Raw genomic sequence first — 21,873 nt, 5'->3', positions numbered from 1 at the left:
CGCACCGGCGAGCGGTAATCGACTACTGTCGTCTGCGTTCATCTGCGCTCCTTCGGTCGTGGATGGGCGGCACGAGCGATCGGCGGCCGCGCACGCGAGCGTGCGCACGGCCGGTCGGCACGTGAATGAAATACGCGCGGCAGCGCGCAGTGCGTCGCGCGAATGCACGCACGCGACAGCGTGGTGCTGCGCGGCGACGCGCTTCGGCGTCAGCGAAAAATCGGGCGGGGATTCTGGCCGGTCAGGCCGGAAGGACGCCGCATCCTGCTATCCAGGGATGCGGCAGAAGACGAGGCTCTGCGCGTTTCCTCAGGCAGCAGTCGGGTTGGTCGACGACCAACTACAACTCGCATCGGTGTTCACGGAACACTCCATGTAATCAGACGGGGGCGATGGTAATGGTTCGTTACGCGAAGCGTCAACCCTTTACCCGCTTTACCCGCGTTTTTACGGCGTTTTCATCGATGCATCGGCGTGCAGCCGCAACCCGCGGCGATGAAAAAACGCGCGCACGCCGGGCCGGCATGCGCGCGTTCGTGTCGCGGGGACGCAGCGCTTATTGCGCGGCGGCCGTGACGGCCGCGCCCGCATCGGCGATACCGGCGCCGGCCGGCAGGGCGGTGCACGACGTCGTGGCGGCGGGCAGCATCGCCGCGCGTGCGCCGCCTTGCAGCTTCTGCTGAATCTGCACCGGCGTGAGGTTGCCGTTCACCGCCAGCATCAGCGAGACGATGCCCGACACCTGCGGCGTCGCGAGGCTCGTGCCGCTCGCGGTGCCGTACGAGTCGGCACCCGGCACGGTCGTGCCGCTGTTGGCGGTCGACAGGATGCCCACGCCCGGCGCGCTCAGCGAGACGTCGGCGCCGAAGTTGCTGAACGATGCGCGCCGGCCGGTCGCGTCGGTTGCGCCGACGCTGATCACGCCGCGGCAGTTCGCCGGCTGGTCGAGGCCGGTCGACAGGCCGTCGTTGCCGGCGGCCACGACGACCGTCACGCCCTTCGCATTCACGTCGTCGATCGCCTGCTGGAACGTCGTGCTGCACGCACCGACGCCGCCGAGGCTCAGGTTGATGACCTTCGCGGGCGTCGGATTCGTCGGCACGCCGTTGACCGGAATGCCGGCCGCCCAGCGCATCGCGTCCGCGATGTCGCTGGTCGTGCCGCCGCACTTGCCGAGCACGCGCACCGGCAGGATGCGGCCGAGCCACGACACGCCCGCCACGCCGATCCCGTTGTTCGCGCCGGCGCCGATCACGCCCATCACGCGCGTGCCGTGCCAGCTGCTGTTGTTCGGTTCGCTCGCGCAGTGGTAGTACGGGCCGGTCGCGTCGTCGAGTTCCTGCTGCGTGACCCAGTCGCCCGGGTCCGTCGCGTCGTTGCTGCGCGCCTGGCCGTTGTTGCTGGTGTTGGCGTTCGAGATGAAGTTGTAGCCCGGCAGCAGGTTCGCGACGAGATCGGGGTGCGGCCGGTAGCCGGTGTCGAGCACCGCCGTGACGACGGTCGGCGCGCCCTTGGTGCGCGTCCATGCGGGCGGCGTGTTGATGCCGACCGCCGGGTCGGACAGATACCATTGCTGGCTGTACGAGGGGTCGCTCGGCGTGTCGCGGACGTGCATCGGGTGATCCGGTTCCGCGTAGTCGACGTCGCTGTCGGCCGCGAATGCGGCGGCCAGTGCGGCCGCGTCGTCCGATGCGATGCGCTGGCCGATCGACAGGACGGCCGCCCCGTTCGCCAGCGTGCGCTCGACCTGCACGTTCAGCGACGTCGTCGCGGCCGCATAGGCACGCGCGGCGCCGGTGGTCGTCGGCGCGCTCCAGCGCGTCATCGAGCGCTGGATCACCGCGTCGAGCCGCGTGCCGACGTCGAGCGCGGCCATCGCGCGCGTTCCCGTCGACGGCTTCAGCCTGACGATCAGATGATCGACCGGCGGCTCGGTCGGCGCGACCGTCTGCGCGGCCATCTGCACCGCGGCCTGCTGGGCCGCACAGGTGGTGCCGTTGGTCGGCGCGGGCGCGGGCGCCGGAGCAGGTGCGGGAGCCGGCGTCGGCGCGGGGGCCGGCGCTGCGGTCGCCGGGCTCGAGCCGTCGCCGCCACCGCCGCCGCAGCCGGCGATGGGGAGCAGGGCGGCTGCCGACAACATGCCGGCGAGCACGCGCGCGTGAGCGGAGCGGGCCAGTGCGAAATCGAAACGATTGGCTCTCATGGTGAAACTTCGTCCTCGTGGATAACCGTCGTGCCGGCGGTAGTGCGTGGTCCGGCCGATGCCGGATCTGGTCTTTTTTGTCTGGCGATTGCAGCGGCTTGCTGCGACGCGCCATGCATTGGGTAACGGCCGTCCAGCGGGGTTCTTGAGTATGTTTTGGTAGAAAAGGCAGCGTTTGCGCAAACGATTTCGTTGCTGCATCGCAGCGGTGTGTGCGATTCCTGTCGGGCCGCGCGCTCGCCCGTGCGCGACCGGATGCGCTGCGGCGGCCCTGATGACGGAGAGGACGAGGTTTGCGCGCCACGGCAACGCGCGCGCCCGCGCGGCGCGGGTCGCCGGCTCGACGTTTCACTACGCGTTGGCCGATGCGGCGCGAATATTGTCGGGCGTAGGATCGCGATTCGATCAACGTTTCGTCAGGAGAAAAGCATGGATCGCCGCTTTCGTTGGCTGGCCCTCGTGCTGGCCGGTGCGCTGGCCGGCGCCGCGCACGCGCAGGCGCTGACCGGCACGCTGAAGAAGATCAAGGACACCGGCGTCGTGTCGCTGGGTATCCGTGAATCGTCGGTGCCGTTCTCGTATTCGGACAACCAGCAGAACAACATCGGCTACTCGCGCGACATCGCGGCGCGCATCATCGACGCGCTGAAGGCCGAATTGAAGGCGCCGAACCTGACGGTGAAGGAGATTCCGATCACGTCGCAGAACCGCATTCCGCTGCTGCAGAACGGCACGATCGACTTCGAATGCGGATCGACGACCAACACGCTGGAGCGCCAGAAGCAGGCCGCGTTCTCCAACAGCATCTTCTTGTACGGGATCCGCTTCAGCACGCGCAAGGATTCCGGCGTGAAGGACTTCGCGGATCTGGCCGGCAAGACCGTCGCGACGACGGCCGGCACGTCGGACGAGCGGCTGCTGCGCAAGCTCAACGAAGAGAAGGCGATGAACATGACGATCATCAGCGCGAAGGACCACGCCGAAGCGTTCATGAACGTCACGACCGGGCGTGCGGTCGCGTTCGTGATGGACGAGCCGCTGCTGTACGGCGAAATCGCGAAGGATCGCAATCCGGGCGCCTACACGGTGGCGGGCACGCCGCTCGTCCACGAAAACTACGCGTGCATGCTGCGCAAGGACGATCCCGCGTTCAAGCAGCTGGTCGATCGCGTGATCGCGCAGTTGCAGACCTCCGGCGCGGCCGAGCAGCTCTACGACCGCTGGTTCATGCAGCCGATACCGCCGAAGGGCGTGAGCCTGAACTACCCGTTGTCGCCCGAGATGAAGCAGCTGTTCAGAAACCCGACCGATCGCGCGCAGTACTGAGCAGGCCGCGGCGACACGGTTGCAAACGAAAACCGCCGGCGCGGCGGCCGGCGGTTTCGGTTTTGGTTTTGTGCGGGGTCGCTCGCGTCAGGCCTTGATCTCCGGCCCGCGGGCCGCGGGCCTGGCCGGCGCCGACGGTGCAGGCGCGACCGTACGTGTGGACGGCTGCGCCGGCACGATCACGACGACCGGCTCCGGCATTGCCCACATCGGCATCGCGAAGCCGACGGGTTGCGGCGCCGGCATCGCGAACAGGTTGGCGAGCGCCGCGTGCTGCAGCGCCATCATCTGCTGCATGGCGGCCATCTGCGCCTGAGCGGCCTGCATCCGGTACTGCGCGGCCTGCATCTGCCGCCATGCGGTTGCGGGCGCCACGTCGCCCGACGTCGACGACGTCTGCATCTCGAAGCTCGCGCCGCCATGCGGGCTGTGCCAGCTCCACGTGCTGACCTTCATCGGGCCGAGCGCCGTCTGGACGACGCGCGTATCGGCCTTGACCGGCACGGCCTGCCCATCGACGTTGACGAACACCGGTTGTGCGGCCGGCGCCTGCGCGGCTTGCCCGGCGATCGCGAGCACGGGCATCAGCGCTACCGCGCCTGCCGCCATATACGAACGGAATCGCATATTCGTATCTCCATCAAACGATACTGATCGAATCAACATTGAACGAATCGTGCGGCTCACGGACGGAGCCATCGGCGACTATGCGTGGGTCGGCTTAAAACAGGATTAAAACCGCGGCGTAGCCGGTCGGATGGACGTAGGCGGGACGCTGCAGCCGACGCCTGCAACGCCGAGCCGACAGCTCGCAACGCCCAGCCGACAGCTCGAAGCTCGAAGCTCGCGGTGCACGGCGCACCGTGCCGCCATGCCACCGGCGCCTATGTCCCCCCGCGCCGCCGCCCCATTCGACCTCTCCCGCGCCAGGGGATTCCGGCCGGCGCGCGCAACAAAGGGCACAATAGGCGCTTCGCTGCGCACGGCTGTTCGCTATCCGAACGCGCCGGCATGCAGCGATGCCGCCGCCCGTATCCTTCCCGCCCGTCATGAACGCCTCGCTCACTTCCGCGCGCGAATCGAATTCGCCGCGCTTCCTGTTGTTCCTGATCTGCCTGTTCTCGTCCGCCGGCCAGCTGGCGATCGACATCTACGTGCCGGCGCTGCCCGACATGGCGCGCTCGTTCGCGACCACGCCGCAGGCGATCCAGTCGAGCGTGTCCGGCTACATGGCCGCGTATGCGCTGGGCCAGCTGATCTTCGGCCCCATCGCCGATGCGTACGGCCGCAAGCGCGTGCTCGCGTTCGGTCTCGTGATCTACACGATCGGCTGCCTGCTGTCGCTCGGCGCGCCGAACCTCGAGACCTTCCTGCTCGCGCGCTGCCTGCAGGGCTTCGGGATCGCGACGACGAACCTGCTCGCGAAGGCGATCATCACCGATTCGTTCTCGGGTCAGGCGCTGATGCACGCGTTCACCTACATGTCGATCGCGTGGGGCCTTGCGCCGATCGTCGCGCCGGTGATCGGCGCACACCTGCAGGAATGGTTCGGCTGGCGCGCCTGCCTGGTGTTCCTGCTGGTGTACTCGCTCGCGATGTGGGCGCTGCTGTGGCGCTATCGCGAGACCTTGCCGAAACCGGTGCATCTCGCGCCGCGCACGCTGTTCGCGAATGCGGGCCGGGTGCTCGCGAGCCCGGTGTTCCAGAGCTGCTTCCTCGCGCAGGGGCTGTGCTACAGCATCCTGCTGGTGTTCAACATCGTCGGGCCGTTCATGGTGCAGACCACGCTGCACAAGCCGCCGACCTTCTTCGGCTATCTGGCGCTCGGCATCGGGCTGATGTATTTCCTCGGCGGGCTGTCGAACCGGATTCACGGGCGCGGGCTGCCGAGCGCCGAGCAGCGCTTGCGTATCGGTGCGCGCGTGATGGCGGGCGCCGCGGTCGCGATGCTGGTGCTCGCGCTGACCGTCGGCCTGCGCGTGTGGACGCTCGCGACGCCGGTGCTCGTGATGGGTTTCTGCGCGGGCGCGATGTATCCGACGCTGATGGCCAAGGGCAATTCGCTGTTTCCGCATATCGCCGGGCTGACCAGCGCAATCCTCGGCTGCGCGCTGCTGCTCGTGTCGTCCGCGATGATGGGGCTGGCCGGCTTCGTGTCGATTCACGTGCTGACGCCGCTCGCGGTGTTCTTCGTCGTGCTGGCGTTCGTCGTCGTGTGGATGGTGACGAAGCTGCTGCGCCATCTGACCCAGCAGCAGCCGGTCAGCGTCGCGTGCGCGAGCGGGGAAGCGACCTGAGCGCGGCCGGCGCGTGACTTGAGACTTGTGCGCGGCGGCGCGCCGCCCGCTCACAGCGGCTGCGCGGCGCCCGCCTGCGTCAGCAGCGCAACGGTGGCCGCGGCCGGCATGCCGCTGGCGTCGATCGCACCTGCGGCCGCGAGCGCGCCGAGATCGCCGTCGACGCCCGGCTGTCCGACCACGAACGGCGTCGTCAGGAAGGCGGGCGTCGACAGCGTGACCGAATAGCGCTGCTGCAGGTTCGCCACGACCGCCGATTGCGCGGCCAGCACCGTGTTCGCGCTGCCCATTGCCTGCTGGAAATGCGTATTGCGCGGAAAATTGCCGATCAGCCCGGCCGGGTTCGCGCCGAGCTGCGCGGCGAGATAGACGAGCAGCAGCTCGGTTTCGGGCGTCGTGTTGAACGTGCCGCCCGCGTACGCGAGCGAATGCAGGCTCGTGCCGCCCGACGCGACCGCGATCACGCACGGCAGCGCGGCGTTGAGGGCGACGCGGTAGTTGCCGCCGCCGTCGGTCAGCGTGGTGGCCGAGCCCTGCACGCAGCTCACCGTCACCGCCGCGCTCGCGAGCGGCGCGCCGGTGGCGGCCGTGCCGGACAGCGCGACCGATGGCAGGGTGTCGTTGGAGCACACGTCGACGCCGAAGCAGGCTTCGCCGTTGCAGCCTGCGAGCGTGGCCACGAAGGCGGCGCCCAGGATGGGCCGGAGCAAGCGCGGAGGTCGGAGGTTCATGGTCGGGCGATCGGCGGATCGTGAGAGGGGACGCGGCGCGCCGACGCGCCGGCGCACGCTTCGTATTCTAGGTCTGCGATCCGCGTACTGCTTACCCTTTCGTGCGCTGCCGGCGCAGACGGCATCACGGTTTGCGCGCGCCCTTGCGCGCGAACGCGCCGCGCACCTCGAAGCCGATCGCGTCGGCGACGTTGCCGCGCGCATCGACGAGTTCGAGCCGGTGCCGGCCCGGCCACGGCATCCACGCAACGCGGTCGGCATGTCCGATCACCCGATCGTCGAGCCGCCAGGCGAACCGCGCGGCGTGCCCCGACGAACGCTCGAACCAGATCCGCTGATTGTTCGGCGGAATGTCCGGATCGATCGCGAAGATCGTGCCGTCGGTCGGCGCGCCGATCGCGAGCGGCGCACGCGCGCCGTCGTGACCCGGCGTGAGGGGCGCCGCGAGCCGGATCGTGTCGAGCGCCGTGCCCGCGACGAACCACTCGTTGCGCGACGGCTCGACGTCGCGCTCGAACGTGATGCGCCGCGTTTCGACGCCGGCCGGCGGCGCCGGCGCGCGGCTCGGCAGCGCGCGGTGCAGATAGCCGACCACGGCCGACCACACCGGCGACGCGCCCGTGACGCCCGACACGTCCCACATCGGCGAGCCGTCCGCGTTGCCGACCCACACGCCGACCGTGTAGCGCGACGTGAAGCCGACCGTCCAGTTGTCGCGCATGTCCTTGCTCGTGCCGGTCTTGACGGCCGAGAAGAAGGGCGTCGCGAGCGGGTTGTCGAAGCCGAACGTGCGCACGCGCGCGTTGTTGTCCGACAGGATGTCGGTGACGACGAAGCTGGCCGCTTCGCTGAACACGCGCGTGCCGCCGTCGGCGCGCGCCGACGGCGCAGCGGGCAGGTCGACGACCTTGCGCGCGACGCCGCCGTTCGCCAGCGCGCGATACGCGTTGGTCAGCGCCAGCAGCGTGACGTCCGCGCTGCCGAGCGCGAGGCTGAACCCGTAGTAATCGCCTTCCTGCGCGAGCGGCAGGCCGAGCGCTCGCAGCGTGCGCGCGAAGCGGTGCGGCGTGACGAGCACGAGCGTGCGCACGGCCGGCACGTTCAGCGAGCCGCCGAGCGCGCTGCGTACGCTGACCCAGCCCTTGAAATCCTTGTCGTAGTTCTGCGGAATGTAGAGGCCGCCGCCGGCCGCGAGGTTGATCGGCGCGTCGTCGAGTAGCGACGCCGCCGTCAGCCGCTTCTCGTCGAGCGCCTGCGCATAGAGGAACGGCTTGAGCGTCGAGCCGGCCTGACGCGGCGCGAGCACGGCGTCGACGTCGCGCGCGCTCGACAACGCGCCCGACGAGCCGACCCACGCACGAATCTCGCCGCTCGCGTTGTCGATCACCACCACCGCGCCGTCCTGCACGTTGCGCCGGTGGGCCGGAGCATTCAGCTCGGTCAACGCGCGCAGCAGCGTGTCGCGCGCGAAGCGCTGCAGCGGCGCATCGAGCGTCGTGCGCACCTGCGCGCCGGCCGCGGGCCTGACCTCGGCCGCGATCCGCCGCGCGAAGTGCGGGGCGAGCGCGGCGCCGTCGTCGCGCACGCTGTTGGCCGGGCGCGCGAGCACGAGCTGCACGTAGCCGTCGAGCGACGTGCAGGCCTGGCCTGCCTGCATGTCGCGCAGGATCCGGCACGCGCGCTCGGCGACCTTCGCCGGCGCGGCGTTGGGCGCGCGCACCAGCGCGGCCGCGATCGCGGCTTCGCGCGCGTCGAGGCCGGACGGCGCCTTGCCGAACAGCACCTGCGACAGCGCGGCGAGCCCCACCGTCTCGCCCCGGAACGGCACGAGATTCAGGTACGCCTCGAGGATCTGATCCTTGCGCCAGCCGCGTTCGAGCAGCAGTGCGTTCATCGCCTGCGTCGCCTTCTGCGGCAGCGAGCGCTGCCCCGAGCGGCGCGGCGAATCGCTGAGCAGCCCGGCCAGCTGCATCGTCACGGTCGACGCGCCACGGGTGCGCTCGTTCCACAGGTTGCCCCAGGCCGCGCCCGCGATCCCGCGCCAGTCGACGCCGCTGTGCGCGTAGAAGCGCTTGTCCTCGGACACGACGATCGCGTCGCGGAACGCGGGCGACACGTCGGCGAGCGACACCCAGTCGCCGCGCCGTTCGCTGAGGTCGACGCGGGTGCGCTGCAGCGGCGTGCCGTCGCGGGCGAGCAGCACCCAGTCGGAGCTGCGCCAGTTGCGGCGCACGTCGTCGTAGCCCGGCAGCGCGTGCGCGACGAGCGGCGCGGCCAGCAGCACGGCCGACACCGCGGCGGCCCATGCGCGAACGGCGAAACGCGCCGGCCGCGCCGATGCACGATCGTTCATCGCGCGCCCGTCACTTGCCCGCGTCGGCCGGCTTGACCGTCATCGGCGGGTTCGGCCACAGCCCGTACACCGACGGCGCATACAGCGCCTCGACGCGCGTCGGCGGCAGCCCGAAGGTGCCGACGTTGTTCAGCCGCACCGTGTACTCGACCGAGAATTTGCCCTTCGGCAGATAGTCGTAATACGCGCGGTAGCCGTCGAAGTCGCGCTCGACGAAGGCCGGCCATGCGCCGTCGGGCCGCTTCTCGTCCTGCGTCGCGGCTTCCGAATCGCGGCCGAGGCCCGAGCCGAGGATCGTCGCGCCGGACGGAATCGGATCGTTGACGACCACCCACGTCATGTCGCTCTGCGCGTCGATGTCGAGGCGCACGCGCACCACGTCGCCGCGGGTCAGCACGCCGCGCGCGGCCGGCGACACGGGCGTGATCGTCTTCGCGATCCGGTAGCCGGCCGCGAACGGCGCGCGCAGCGGCACGGCCGCGAGGCTCTCGACCGTCGCCCACGGGCGGCCGGTGCCGTCCTGCGTGACCGACAGCGTGGCCGGCCCCTGCGTCGCGCGCGGCCACGGCATCAGCACGCTGCGCGCGGCGGCCGCGCGGGTCGCCGCGGTGGCCGCGGTGGCCGATCCGCCCGCATCGGCTGCCGGCGCCTGCGACCACGAGATCGCGCGCTCGCTGCCGCCGAGCGCGACCTTCGTCGTGCCGGCGACCGGCGTGCTCTCGTAGGTATGCGAGAAGCGCTCGACGGCGAGCTGGCCGAGTGCGTTCGACGTGGTCGTCTGCCACGCGCCCTGGCGTTGCAGCGCGAGCAGGCCGGCCGTCACGCGCGGCATCTCGTCCTTCCACGCCGGGTCGCCGGCGAACTCGAGCGCGAGGCGCGCGGCGTTGGTCTCGTTGCTCGTCATCAGCCACCACAGGTCGTCGTCGCGCGCGGTCGAGAAGACGAGCTGCGTACCCTGGTAGGTCAGGCGTGCGCGCAGGATCTGTTCGGCCTGCGCCAGTTTCGCGTCGCGCTGCGGGATGTCCTTCACGCGCCTGAGGATCGCGTGATAGTCGATCACCGCCGACGTCGGCCACTGGTTCGGCGCGATTTCGATCGAGCCGAGCATGCGGCCTTGCGCGGCGCCGTACCGCGACAGCGCCTCGATCGCGGCGAGCTTGCGCAGGTCGCGATCCTGGCGCGGCGCCCAGGCGTTGCGCTCGACGCGGCCGTCGACGAAGCGCGCGAGGCCGGCTTCGAGCTGCGTGCGCAGGTCTTCCGGCAGCGCGAAGCGCGGGTCGAGGCGGCCGGCTTCGTCGGCGACCACGAGCAGGTACGACGACAGCGTCGGACTGCCGTAGTGCGCATCGTCCGACGGCGGCGGGAAGTAGCTGGCGAGCCCGTCGCTGTCGAGATAGACGGGCATGCGCGCGACCAGCGCCTGCCATTGCGCGGCATCGTGCAGGCCGATCGCGCGCGACGTCTGCTGTTCGAGGCAGCGGTACGGATAGCGCTCGAACCAGCGGCGCACGCCGGGCAGGCCGTCGGCGAGCTTCGCTTGCAGCGATACGGCGATGCCGCCGCGCGTCGCGCCCTGCGCGTCGCTCACGGCGCCCGCGGGCGGCGCGACCGGCAACGTCAGCGTGCCGTCGACCTGCGCGAGCGTCGCCTGCTGCACGGTGACCGGCAGCGCCGGCACGACCTTCTGCGTGACGGCGAGCGCGTCGGACGCATGCTTGCCACCTTGCTCGGCCGCGTCGATGCGCCAGTTCAGCGCGCCGGCCGCGTCGAGCGCCTGTTGCGGCACGGTGATGGTCCACGCGACCTCGGCGGCCGCGTTGGCCGCGAGCGAGACGGACTGCGGCGCGACGTCGAGGCCCGTCACGTGCGGCGTCACGACCACCTGCATCGCGCGCTCGGTCGTGTTGCGCAGCGTGAGCTGCGCGCGGAACGCATCGCCTTCGCGCACCAGCGGCGGCAGGCCGGAAATCAGCTGGAGATCCTGCGTGCTGCGGATCGACGTGCTGCCGGTGCCGAAGCGGTCGGGGCCGACCGCCGCGATCGCGACGATCCGGAAGCGCGTGAGCGCGTCGTTCAGCGGCACCTCGACGGTCGCGCTGCCGTTCGCGTCGAGCGTCACGCGCGGATTCCACAGCAGCAGCGTGTCGAACAGCTCGCGCGTCGGCGCACTGCCGCCGCCGCCGCCGGCCGGCACGGCCTTGCGGCCGAAGTGGCGGCGGCCGACGATCTCCATCTGCGCAGTGGCCGTCTCGACGCCGTAGGCACGGCGCTGCAGCATCGCGCCGAGCAGGTCCCAGCTGTTGTTCGGCATCAGTTCGAGCAGCGCCTCGTCGACGGCTGCGACGGCGATCTGCGTGCCGGCCGGGGCCGACTGTCCGTTCGGCAGCGTGACCTTCACGTGCGCCTGCGCCTTGCCGCGCACCGTGTAGCGCGTCGCGTCGGTGGTCACGGTCACGCCGAGGCGATGCACGGCCGTGCCGACCTTGATTTCGCCGAGGCCGTAGCGGAACGCCGGTTTCGACAGATCGACGAACGCGGTCGGCGCCTCGTAGTGGCGGCCTTCCGTCCAGAACGCGCGCGCCCATTCGACCGGCGCCTTCCAGCCCCACGTGAAGAACGAGTACCACGGCACTTCGCGTATCCGGCCGCGCAGCGCGAGCACCGACACGTAGACGTTCGGCCCCCACGATTCGCCGACCTTCAGGTCGACGGTCGGGTTCTTGCCGTTCAGCTCGACGATGTGCGTCTCCATCACGCCGCCGCGTTCGACCGCGACCAGCGCGGTGGCGTAGCGGAACGGCATGCGCACCTGGAAGCGCGCGGTTTCGCCCGGCTCGTACGAGGTTTTCTCCGGAATCACGTCGATCCGGTCGGTGTTGTCGCCGCCGAACCACAGGTCGTCCTCGCGCGTGACCCACACCGACGTCGCCGCGTTCGACACGCGGCCGTCGCCGTCCTTCGCGACCGCGATCAGCTGCACGTTGCCGGCCTGTTCGAGCTTCGCGTCGCAGGCCATGCGGCCCTTGTCGTCGGTCTTGCCCGAGCACAGCACGCCGATCTCGCGCGTGTCGCTCTTGTTGTCGTACGCGTAGAAGCCGCCGACCATCCGCTTGCGCGACGACGTCGTGACGTGCGCGACGCCCCTGATCTCGATCGGCACCGACGCGCGCGGCTTGCCCTGCAGGTCGACCGCGAGCGCCTGCACCGGCACGCGCTGGCCGACCGACACCCAATGGCCGGCCTTGATGCCGGCCACCACGGCGGCCGGCCAGAGGATCGTGTCGCCGCGGATCGTCTGCACTTCGCCGTTCGGGTCCGCGAAGGTGGCCTCGAGCGCGACGCGCTTCGGCGCGTCGACGTCCGGCAGGCCCTTCAGCGTGACCGAGCCTGCGCCGTTGCGGTCGAGCGTGAGCGGCAGCTTGTCGGCGATCAGGCGGGTCGCGTCGGGATCGTCGTTCGCGGCCGGCGTGTTGTCGCCGTCCTGCGCGTCGTCGTCGGCGTTGCCGTCGCTGCGCTCGGGACGATAGGGCGCGAAGCTGAAGTCCTCGAAGCGGTCGGCGAACGGCGGCGACGCCCATTTCATCAGCGCCGACACCTGCACCGGCAGGTTCGATGCGCCGCCGCCCGACACGTAGTCGATCTGCACCGCGAGCGGCGCTTCCTTGACCGCGACGAGCGGGCTCTTCTGCGCGTCGCGCGCGCCGATGGTGCCTTTGAGCACCGGCAGGCGGAACGCCTCGACGCGGAAGCTGCCGCTGTAGTAACTGGAGGTGGGCGCGTCGTCCGGGCCGCCTTCGAGCGTGACGCTGTATTCGCCGAGCTTCGCCGCCTGCGGCAGCGTGAACTGCGTGTCCGCGCTATGGTCGGCCGACCACGTGAGCGGCAGCTTGTAGGTCTGGTCGGAGCCGAGGTGGCGGATCGTCACGCGGCTCGGGTATTGCGCCGGGAACGCGAGGCTCTGCAGCGTCTCGGTGCGCACGAAGTGCTTCATCGACACCGTCTCGCCGGCCCGCAGCAGCGTGCGGTCGAACACGGTATGCGCACGCACGGTCGGCGCGCTGTCGGTGTCGGTCGGCACGTTGAAGCGCCACGCTTCGATCCCGCGGTTCCAGTTCGAGCTGACGAAGGCCATGTCGGGGCCCGTCTTCGGATCGTCGACGCGCGCGGACACGAAGTAATCGTCGAAGCCTCGCTCCGACGTGTGGCATTCGCGCTGCGGCTCGAACGGGCCGTCGATCTTCAGCAGCCCTTGTGCGTCGGTCTTGCCCGCTGCGATTTCGTCGCCGTTGCAATCCGAGACGCGAATCTGCGCGTTCGGCACCGGCTTGCCCTTGTCGAGCGTCGTGACCCACACGAGGTTGTTCTCGCGGCCCTGTTTCAGGTGCACGCCGAGATTGGTGACCAGCACCGTGGTGCGCACGTACATGCTCGACGGCTTCGCGAGCAGCGAGCGGCCGAGCGCCGGCGACGCGAGTTCGAGCACGTAGAAGCCCGGCTTGTCGATCGGTACGCCGACGATCTCGAACGGGCGCAGCGTCTTCGGATCGGCCTTCGGCAGCGTCAGCGCGTGCGCGCCCGGTGCGCCGGCGAGCAGCGACAGCGAGCGCACGTCGATGCGGCGATCGGCCGGCGCGGGCATCTTTTCCCCGGCCTGCAGCGGCACGTAGACGGGGTGCTGGCCCTTGCGCCGCAGCAGCCCCGGCATCTGCTCGTCGATCGTGCCGGCCGTCATCGACCAGTTGTCGAAGCGCGCGACGGTGCGCATCCATTCGCGGATCGCGGTGTCGTCGTCGACCTTCAGGTTCGAGAATTGCGCACCGGCCGTGTTCAGGCCCGCGACGTGGAGATCGGCTTCGACGTTGCGCAGCGTGACGGGCACCAGCGCAGGCGTGCCGGGCTCCGCGAAGCGTTCGACGATGCCGAACGTGCCCGACGAAAATTTTGCAAGCGGCGGCATCGGCGCGGTACGCGTTGCAAGCGGGAACAGGTCGGCGTTCGCGAGCGGCCGGTCGGTCACGTCGCGCAGGCCGGACGGCAACTCGAGCGTCAGGTTCGTCTGCGCGGGCAGCGGCGGGTTGAACGTGACGGTCGTCACTTCGTCGCTGTGGTCGTCGGCGGCGAAGGTCGGTGAAAGCGAACCGTCAGGGCCGCGCAGCCGGATCGCTTCGGCGTTCTTGCGGGTGATCGGCGCGTTGAACGACAGCGTGAGCGGCCGCAGCGGGGTGCAGGGCGCCTTCGCGTTCTCGCGCTCGCACGAGAAGCTCGCGGCGAACGGCTCGCGCACGGTGAAGTCGAAGCGGCGCTCGGTGTCGTTCGCGATGCCGCTCGGGCTCGCGACGCCGCGGCCGTAGACGAGCTGCATCTTCGCGCTGGCGGGCAGCGCCTGCGCGCACGACAGCGTCAGCACGCGCGCGGCGTCCTTCTTGAGCCCGAAGTGATCGAGCAGCGCGGCGCGGGTGGTGTCGTCGGCGGCGGTGACCGGAATCCGGTTGCCGATGCCGGCCGCTTCGCACCAGATGTTGGCGAGCGCGGAGCGCGGCTCGGCCGGGCCGTTCAGCTTCAGCACGAACACCTGGCGCTCCTCGATCTCGTGCGAGCCGGGGCGGACGCTGACCGGGAACGGGCCGCCGGTTTGAAACATGAAGCGGCGGGGGCCGGCGAGCGCATTGCCGGCGACCGAGCGCAGCGTGTCGTTGAGCGCGAGCGAACAGCGCACGCCCGGCGGCAGGTCGTCCTCGAAGTCGTAGACCCAGGTCTTGTCGTCGAGCCAGTGGCCCTGGCCGCGCGCGGCGGCGGCATCGGTGCAGGTCATGCGCGCGGGAGCCGGCGCGGACGCCGAGCCGAACGGGACCATCGCTTCGTCGAACTTGACGACGCTTTGCCGGACTTGCGTGGCGGTGCCTTGCGGCGACACGCTCACGGTGCGCGCGGCGCCGGCGTGCAGCGACACCGCGGTCGCGGCGCCGAGTGCGGCGAGCGCGCCGATGCGCCAGAGCAGCCGTGTGATGTGGTGAGTTCGATTGGCTTTGTTGTGTTTGTCGTGCTGCTTCATCGCTCGATGCCCTCGGAGGGAAGCTTTCTGTTTGATTGCACGGGATTCTAACCGACGGGCAGGCGAGCGGAGGGCGGGAAGCGGTGTGTGACGGGCTTGCGACAGCGCGACCGGGCGCGCCCGTTGTCGCGCGGCCGACACACAATCTCGGCGAAATCCGGATCGTGTCGGATTGCGGAACAATTATTGAACTATAAAAGGATTGTCCAATTCGGATTGAGCGCGTACATTTCAGGGCCGCGCGAAAGTTTGATAAATATCAAGCGTGGTTTTCCCGAATCCGGTGTTCGAGAGAAGGAAACATGCACAACGACAACACCCCCCAATCGCGTCGCGACAGCGACGCAGCCGCAAGCGGCATCACGCGGCGTCAATGGCTGCAGGGCGCACTGGCGCTGACGGCGGCGGGCCTGACCGGCTCGCTGGCGTTGCGGGCCCTGGCCGACAGTCCCGGCAACGCGCCGCTCGACACGTTCATGACGCTCTCCGAAGCGTTGACGGGCAAGAAAGGGCTGAGCCGCGTGCTCGGCGAACGCTATCTGCAAGCATTGCAGAAGGGCTCCTTCAAGACCGCCGACGGTCTGTCGCAGCTCGCCGGCGCGCTCGCGTCCGGCTCGTTGAGCGCGGACCAGGAAGCCTCCGCGCTGACGATTCTCGGGGCGTGGTATCTCGGCATCGTCGACAACGTCGTGATTGCCTACGAAGAAGCATTGATGTTCGACGTCGTCTCCGACACGCTCGTGATTCCTTCGTATTGCCCCAACAAACCCGGCTTCTGGGCCGAAAAACCGATCGAGAGGCAAGTCTGATGGCCGGTACCGATACGCAAAAAGCCGACGTCGTGGTCGTCGGGTCCGGTGTCGCGGGCGCGATCGTCGCGCACCAGCTCGCGTCGACCGGCAAATCGGTGATCCTGCTCGAGGCAGGCCCGCGCATGCCGCGCTGGGAAATCGTCGAGCGCTTTCGCAACCAGCCGGACAAGACGGACTTCATGGCGCCGTACCCGTCGAGCCCCTGGGCACCGCATCCGGAATACGGCCCGCCCAACGACTACCTGATCCTGAAGGGCGAGCACAAGTTCAATTCGCAGTACATCCGTGCGGTGGGCGGCACGACGTGGCACTGGGCCGCGTCGGCGTGGCGCTTCATCCCGAACGACTTCAAGATGAAGACGGTGTACGGCGTCGGTCGCGACTGGCCGATCCAGTACGACGATCTCGAGCATTATTACCAGCGCGCGGAGGAAGAGCTCGGCGTGTGGGGCCCCGGCCCCGAGGAAGATCTGTACTCGCCGCGCAAGCAGCCGTATCCGATGCCGCCGCTGCCGTTGTCGTTCAACGAGCAGACGATCAAGAGCGCGCTGAACGCCCATGACGCGAAGTACCACGTGGTCACCGAGCCGGTGGCGCGCAACAGCCGGCCGTACGACGGCCGGCCGACCTGTTGCGGCAACAACAACTGCATGCCGATCTGCCCGATCGGCGCGATGTACAACGGCATCGTGCACGTCGAGAAGGCCGAGCAGGCGGGCGCGAAGCTGATCGACAGCGCGGTCGTCTACAAGCTGGAGACCGGCCCGGACAAGCGCATCGTCGCCGCGATCTACAAGGACAAGACGGGCGCCGACCATCGCGTCGAGGGCAAGTACTTCGTGCTCGCCGCGAACGGCATCGAGACGCCGAAGATCCTGCTGATGTCGGCGAACCGCGATTTTCCGAACGGCGTCGCGAACAGCTCCGACATGGTCGGCCGCAACCTGATGGACCATCCGGGCACCGGCGTGTCGTTCTATGCGAGCGAGAAGCTGTGGCCGGGCCGCGGCCCGCAGGAAATGACGTCGCTGATCGGCTTCCGCGACGGTCCGTTCCGCGCGACCGAAGCCGCGAAGAAGATCCACCTGTCGAACATGTCGCGCATCAACCAGGAGACGCAGAAGATCTTCAAGGCCGGCAAGCTGATGAAGCCGGCCGAGCTGGACGCGCAGATCCGCGACCGCTCCGCGCGCTACGTGCAGTTCGACTGTTTCCACGAAATCCTGCCGCAGCCCGAGAACCGCATCGTGCCGAGCAAGACGGCGACCGATGCGATCGGCATTCCGCGTCCGGAAATCACCTACGCGATCGACGACTACGTGAAGCGCGGCGCGGTGCACACGCGCGAGGTCTACGCGACCGCCGCGCAGGTGCTGGGCGGCACGGACGTCGTGTTCAACGACGAGTTCGCGCCGAACAACCACATCACCGGCTCGACGATCATGGGCGCCGATGCGCGCGACTCCGTCGTCGACAAGGACTGCCGCACGTTCGACCATCCGAACCTGTTCATCTCGAGCAGCGCGACGATGCCGACCGTCGGCACGGTGAACGTGACGCTGACGATCGCGGCGCTGGCGCTGCGCATCTCGGACACGCTGAAGAAGGAAGTCTGACCGTGCGGAAATCTACTCTCACCTTCCTCGTGGCCGGCTGCCTCGCGCTGCCGGGCTTCGCGCGCGCGGCCGACTCGGCCGATCCCGCGCAGATCAAGCGCGGCGAATATCTCGCCGTCGCCGGCGACTGCATGGCATGTCACACCGCGAAGGGCGGCAAGCCGTTCGCGGGCGGCCTCGGCATGCCGGTGCCGAAGCTCGGCAAGATCTATACGAGCAACATCACGCCCGACCCGGACACCGGCATCGGCAAGTGGACCTTCGAGGACTTCGAGCGCGCGGTGCGCCACGGCGTGTCGAAGAACGGCGACAACCTGTATCCGGCGATGCCGTACGTGTCGTACGCGAAGATCAACGACGACGACGTGCAGGCGTTGTACGCGTACTTCATGCACGGCGTCGAGCCGGTCCGCCAGACGCCGCCGAAGAACGAGATCCCCGCGCTGCTGAGCGCGCGCTGGCCGCTGAAGATCTGGAACTGGCTGTTCCTGAAGGACGGCGCGTACCAGCCGAAGCCATCGCAGAGCGCCGAGTGGAACCGCGGCGCGTACCTCGTGCAGGGCCTCGCGCACTGCAGCACGTGCCACACGCCGCGCGGCATCGCGATGCAGGAGAAGTCGCTCGACGAAACGGGCGGCAGCTTCCTGTCGGGCTCGGTGCTGGCGGGCTGGGACGGCTACAACATCACGTCGGACCCGAACGCCGGGATCGGCGGCTGGACGCAGCAGCAGCTCGTCCAGTATCTGCGCACCGGCAGCGTGCCGGGGCTCGCGCAGGCGGCCGGCCCGATGGCCGAGGCGGTCCAGCACAGCTTCTCGAAGATGACCGACTCGGACATCGGCGCGATCGCGACGTATATCCGCACGGTGCCGGCCGTCGCCGACGGCGATGCGAAGCAGTCGCGTTCGTCGTGGGGCAAGCCGGCCGAGGACGGGTTGAAGCTGCGCGGCGTCGGGCTCGCGTCGTCGGGCATCGATCCGGCGCGGCTGTATCTCGGCAACTGCGCGACGTGCCATCAGATGCAGGGCAAGGGCACGCCTGACGGTTACTACCCGTCGCTGTTCCACAACTCGACGGTCGGTGCGTCGAATCCGTCGAACCTCGTGCAGGTGATCCTGAACGGCGTGCAGCGCAAGGCCGGCAGCGAGGACGTCGGGATGCCCGCGTTCCGCAACGAGCTGTCGGATGCGCAGATCGCCGCGCTGACGAACTACCTGACCGGGCAGTTCGGCAACCCGGCCGCGAAGGTGACCGAGCAGGACGTCGCGAAGGCGCGCTGACGCGCGCGGCAGTCGCGGCAACACGGACGACAGGAGGAGCACAGCACATCGGTTGGCCCCGATGCCGGTTGTTGCAGAGCGGGGCGGGCGGCGCGAGCGTCGTTCGCCCCGGTTCACAGGCAATCCGGTGCGTGCGGTTGCGCGCACCGCTTTCGTTGATCACACCATGACACCGAATCAACCGTTTCTCGCGTCCCAGCGCGATGTGCTGCTGCTGCTGTCCCGCATCCTGCTCGTGATCCTGTTCGTGATGTTCGGCTGGAAGAAGATCGTCGACTTCTCCGGCACGATCGCGTTCATGGGCAGCGAAGGCGCGCCGGCGCCGATCGTCTCGGCGGCGATCGCCGTCGTGATGGAGCTGTTCGCCGGCATCGCCATCCTGGTCGGGTTCCAGACGCGCGCGCTCGCGCTGCTGCTGGCGCTGTATACGATCGGCACCGCACTCATCGGCCATCGCTACTGGACGATGACGGGCGGCGCGCAGATCGACAACATGATTCATTTCTACAAGAACATCGCGATCGCCGGCGGCCTGCTCGCACTGTGCGCGGCAGGCCCCGGACGTTTTTCGGTCGATCGAGGATGAACGGGCCGCCGGCGCGCGCATGGGGCGCGTGCCGGACGGTCGAGACTCCGAGGGGGCATCATTTTGCGACTCAAACACTTCGCATGGCTGATGGCAGCCGCCGCGCCGGCCACCGCGCTCGCGCAGACGAGCGTGACGCTGTACGGCCGCATCGACGGCGGCGTCGAATACCTGAACCACATCGCGACGCCGAGCGGCAGCGCGACGCGCTGGAGCGCGGAGGGCGGCGACTGGGGCACCAGCATGTTCGGCCTGAAGGGCTTCGAGGATCTCGGCGGCGGGATGTCGACGGTCTTCAATCTGGAAACCGCGTTCCAGGTGATGAACGGCACGACGGGCGGCGGACGCATGTGGTCGCGCCGCGCGTACGTCGGCCTGAAGAGCGACACGTGGGGCCAGCTGCAGGCTGGCCGCAACCTGTTCATCGACAGCGACGGCGTGTGGGAATTCGATCCGTTCGTCCAGCAGGCGTTTTCGTCGGCGTCGCTCGTGCGCGGCCGCAACTGGCAGCAGAGCAGCAACAACGTCGAATATCACAGCCCGGTGATCGGCGGCTTCGACGTGCAGGCGCAGTATGCGTTCGGCAACCAGTCGCGCGGCTTCAACTACGGCGCGGCCGACGATTTCGGCCGCTCGGACGGGATCATGATCTCGTACCACTCGCCGCTGCTCGACGTGCGCGGCATCTACGACGAGCTGCGCGACCGCAACGGCAAGATGAGCAACATCTTCACGGCGTCGCGCGAGTATTTCGTCGGCGCGAACGTGAAGGTGTCGCAGTTCAAGATCCAGGGCGCGTATACGCACTACCAGGCGCCGGACAGCCCGGCCGGCGTCGCGGACCGTGCCGATCACTACTGGCTCGGCGCGACCTACACGGCCACGCCGCAGTGGGCGGTGACGGGCGGCGGCTACTACGTGAAGGTCGGCGACGGCGGCGGCGATGCCTCGCACGATCCGTCCGGCCACGCGATGATGTATGTGCTCGGCACGACCTACAACCTGTCGAAGCGCACCTTCCTGTACGGCACGGTCGCGTACGTGCGCAACGGCGGCAATTCGAACTTCTCGCTGCTCGCATCGCCGCGCGACGCGACGTCCGGCACGAGCCCGCTGACCGGCGAATCGCAGACCGGCGCCTACGTCGGGATGATGCACACGTTCTGAACGTCGCGCGAGCCGCGGGCAATGCACGGACGATGATGGGCCGTGCGTTGCCGCGGTCGTTCATGGCGGGCGCGTCACGCGCCGCTCAATCGAGCGATTTGCCGGCCTTCTCGTCCATGGAGCGGATCGCGAGCAGCGTCAGCGTGCCGCATCCGATCGCATACCACGCGGGCGCGTTCGGATTGCCGGTCGCCGCGATCAGCCACGTGACGAAGAACTGCGCGAAGCCGCCGAAGATCGCGACGCCCACGCTGTACACCAGCGCGCCGCCGGTGGCGCGCACCGCACGCGGAAACAGCTCGCCGAGCATCGCGCCGGTCGCGCCGATGTTGATCGCGTGCACGATCGACAGCGCGGCGATGATCGACAGCAGCGACGCGGCGCCCGGCCAGCGATTCAACGCGATGAACGCCGGATAGATCGCGACCATCAGCGCGATGCGCGTCCACCAGACGATCCGGTTGCGCCCGTAGACGTCCGACAGATAGCCGCCGATCGGCGTGACCAGCATCAGGATCGCGCCGGCGACGCAACCGGCCGTCATCGACAGCCACGTCGGCAGATGCAGTACCTGCACGCCGTAGATCGCCATGTAGAACACGATGATGTAGTGGATCGACGTGCCGCCGATCGTCACGCCGAGCCCCGCGAACACGGCCTTGCCGTGATGACGCAGCACGTCGGCGAGCGGCAGCGATGCGACCGCGGGTTGCGCGGCGTGCGTTGCAGGCGCGGCGGCCGGCACTTCGTCGACGGTGCGGCGCAGCCAGTAGCCGAGCGGCACGAACAGCGTGCCGATGACGAACGGCACGCGCCAGCCCCAGCTTTCGAGCTGCGCGGCAGTGAGCGTCGAGGTCAGCGCGACGCCGGTGAGCGCACCGGCCAGCGCGGCGAGCCCCTGGCTCGAGAACTGGAACGACGCGTAGTAGCCGCGGCGATGCTGCGGCGCTTGTTCGAGCAGCAGCGTCGTCGACGCGCCGACTTCGCCGCCCGATGCGAACCCTTGCAGCAGGCGCGCGAGCACCAGCAACAGCGGCGCGGCGATGCCGATCTGCGCGAAGGTCGGCGCGACCGCGATCGTCGCGGTGCCGAGCGCCATCAGCAGCAGCGTGACGATCATCGCGTTCTTGCGGCCGGCGCGATCGGCGTACATGCCGATCACGAGGCCGCCGAGCGGCCGCGTGACGAAGCCGACACCGAAGCTCGCGACGGCCAGCATCAACTGCCCGAACGACGAATGCACCGGAAAGAACAGCTTGCCGATCAGGATCGCGAAGAAGCTGTAGACCGTGAAGTCGTAGAACTCCAGCGCATTGCCGACGGCGGCGGCCGCGATCAGGCGGCGCTTGTGCGCGGCGGCGCGCGCATCGGCCGGCGAGCCGGCGAGCGGAAGGGCGGACGTTTCCATGAGGTTCCCCTGCTGAGGCGCAGAACTGCGTGATGAAGGCCG

13 protein-coding genes are annotated in these 21,873 nt (G+C 69.2%); 7 read left to right on the top strand and 6 right to left on the bottom strand.

Translation table 11 applies throughout. The features are described 5' to 3' along the window. Window positions 1-556: 556 nt before the first annotated feature. Entirely contained in the window at window positions 557-2,203 is a 1,647-nt protein-coding gene (locus MBR110_RS19340; protein WP_181709490.1) for a S8 family peptidase, read from the bottom strand. A gap of 429 nt (window positions 2,204-2,632) precedes the next feature. Between MBR110_RS19340 and MBR110_RS19335 the strand changes: the two genes are divergently transcribed. Then, window positions 2,633-3,529 carry a glutamate/aspartate ABC transporter substrate-binding protein gene (locus MBR110_RS19335; RefSeq protein ID WP_011882367.1) on the top strand — a complete coding sequence of 299 codons (897 nt, stop codon included), beginning with the start codon at window positions 2,633-2,635 and terminating at the stop codon, window positions 3,527-3,529. Window positions 3,530-3,616: 87 nt separating this feature from the next. Here MBR110_RS19335 and MBR110_RS19330 read toward each other — a convergent pair whose 3' ends face one another. After that, entirely contained in the window at window positions 3,617-4,156 is a 540-nt protein-coding gene (locus tag MBR110_RS19330; RefSeq protein WP_011882366.1) for a hypothetical protein, read from the bottom strand. Window positions 4,157-4,578: 422 nt separating this feature from the next. Between MBR110_RS19330 and MBR110_RS19325 the strand changes: the two genes are divergently transcribed. Then, window positions 4,579-5,826: a multidrug effflux MFS transporter gene (locus MBR110_RS19325; RefSeq protein WP_041494112.1), complete on the top strand. Its 1,248-nt coding sequence runs from the start codon at window positions 4,579-4,581 to the stop codon at window positions 5,824-5,826. A gap of 50 nt (window positions 5,827-5,876) precedes the next feature. On the opposite strand, the gene MBR110_RS19320 is transcribed toward MBR110_RS19325, so the two are convergent. The 3 genes from MBR110_RS19320 to MBR110_RS19310 all read right to left on the bottom strand — a co-directional run bounded on the left by MBR110_RS19320 (window position 5,877) and on the right by MBR110_RS19310 (window position 14,962). Further along, the gene (locus MBR110_RS19320; protein WP_181709489.1) at window positions 5,877-6,557 is read right to left on the bottom strand and encodes a hypothetical protein; all 681 of its coding nucleotides are present in this window, start codon (window positions 6,555-6,557) and stop codon (window positions 5,877-5,879) included. 124 nt (window positions 6,558-6,681) lie between these two features. Next, window positions 6,682-8,910: a penicillin-binding protein 1C gene (gene pbpC / locus MBR110_RS19315; RefSeq protein ID WP_059568394.1), complete on the bottom strand. Its 2,229-nt coding sequence runs from the start codon at window positions 8,908-8,910 to the stop codon at window positions 6,682-6,684. Between the two features lie 10 nt (window positions 8,911-8,920). Beyond that, entirely contained in the window at window positions 8,921-14,962 is a 6,042-nt protein-coding gene (locus tag MBR110_RS19310; protein ID WP_181709488.1) for an MG2 domain-containing protein, read from the bottom strand. A 302-nt stretch (window positions 14,963-15,264) separates the two neighbouring features. Between MBR110_RS19310 and MBR110_RS19305 the strand changes: the two genes are divergently transcribed. The 5 genes from MBR110_RS19305 (at window position 15,265) to MBR110_RS19285 (ending at window position 20,423) form a co-directional block, all read left to right on the top strand. Continuing rightward, window positions 15,265-15,771, top strand: coding sequence for a sugar dehydrogenase complex small subunit (locus MBR110_RS19305; RefSeq protein ID WP_011882361.1), 507 nt, complete (start codon window positions 15,265-15,267; stop codon window positions 15,769-15,771). After that, window positions 15,771-17,390, top strand: coding sequence for a GMC family oxidoreductase (locus MBR110_RS19300; RefSeq protein ID WP_011882360.1), 1,620 nt, complete (start codon window positions 15,771-15,773; stop codon window positions 17,388-17,390). The genes MBR110_RS19305 and MBR110_RS19300 overlap by 1 nt, the downstream gene beginning before the upstream one ends. 2 nt (window positions 17,391-17,392) lie before the next feature. Then, the gene (locus tag MBR110_RS19295) at window positions 17,393-18,670 is read left to right on the top strand and encodes a c-type cytochrome (protein WP_011882359.1); all 1,278 of its coding nucleotides are present in this window, start codon (window positions 17,393-17,395) and stop codon (window positions 18,668-18,670) included. A 166-nt stretch (window positions 18,671-18,836) separates the two neighbouring features. Beyond that, complete coding sequence (locus MBR110_RS19290; protein ID WP_043292263.1) at window positions 18,837-19,256, top strand: DoxX family protein; 420 nt, start codon at window positions 18,837-18,839, stop codon at window positions 19,254-19,256. A 90-nt stretch (window positions 19,257-19,346) separates the two neighbouring features. Next, window positions 19,347-20,423: a porin gene (locus MBR110_RS19285; protein WP_441301375.1), complete on the top strand. Its 1,077-nt coding sequence runs from the start codon at window positions 19,347-19,349 to the stop codon at window positions 20,421-20,423. Window positions 20,424-20,508: 85 nt separating this feature from the next. Here MBR110_RS19285 and MBR110_RS19280 read toward each other — a convergent pair whose 3' ends face one another. Further along, a complete protein-coding gene (locus MBR110_RS19280) occupies window positions 20,509-21,831 on the bottom strand; it encodes an MFS transporter (protein WP_014724782.1) in 1,323 nt (440 codons plus the stop codon). Window positions 21,832-21,873 lie beyond the last annotated feature (42 nt).

This window comes from Burkholderia sp. MBR-1, from assembly GCF_013822785.1.
Taxonomy (GTDB): Bacteria; Pseudomonadota; Gammaproteobacteria; order Burkholderiales; family Burkholderiaceae; genus Burkholderia; species Burkholderia vietnamiensis.
Note: the sequence above shows the minus strand (reverse complement) of the source record. Positions and strands in the feature narration are given on the sequence as shown.